The 531-nt window shown below is 66.9% G+C and carries 1 protein-coding gene; it reads left to right on the forward strand.

Translation table 11 applies throughout. From position 1 onward, the window contains the following. Positions 1 to 359 (forward strand): hypothetical protein (locus ACLD7X_RS18270; RefSeq protein ID WP_411425107.1); only part of this gene is annotated, 359 nt, incomplete at its 5' end. Between the last annotated feature and the right edge of the window lie 172 nt (positions 360 to 531).

The raw sequence follows: 531 nt of genomic DNA on the forward strand, positions 1-531 counted from the left end.
CCTGCGCCCCCGTGTTCCAGCGCTTCATGGAAGTGGCGATCGAGAAATACGGCGGCGGCCGGTTCCCGGTGCCGCCGGGCGGGTATTTCCGCAAGATCGACCGCTTCAGCGGCGCCGTGCTGCCCGACGATGCCTCGGGCCCCAACGTCGTGGCCGAATATTTCCGCGAAGGCGAGGACCCGCTGGCCAACCTGGGCATGATGGTCGACGGCGGTTTCGGAATGGGGGAGAACCTGCCCTTGTTCGCCTATGGCGAGACCGAGGAAGAAGGCGTGGCCGTCACCACATCGACCGGCGAAACCAAGGTCATTCCCAAGAAGGCCGATTTCGGCACGGTCAGTTCCGGCGGGCTGTACTGACGCCCCTGCACGGCGGCCCCCCGCGCGACCCTTGTCGCCGGAGCCGTCTGCCGTTATCTGTCGCCCGCCAACTGCATACCCCCAAGGACCCGTCCCATGCGCGCCGAGACGCAGAACCATGTCGAAGCCATCCGCAAGTCGCTGGCGCTGTTGGCGCAGCGGATGGACTGGG

Source organism: Aphanothece microscopica RSMan92 (assembly GCF_046613545.2).
Lineage (GTDB): Bacteria > Cyanobacteriota > Cyanobacteriia > PCC-6307 > Cyanobiaceae > NIES-981.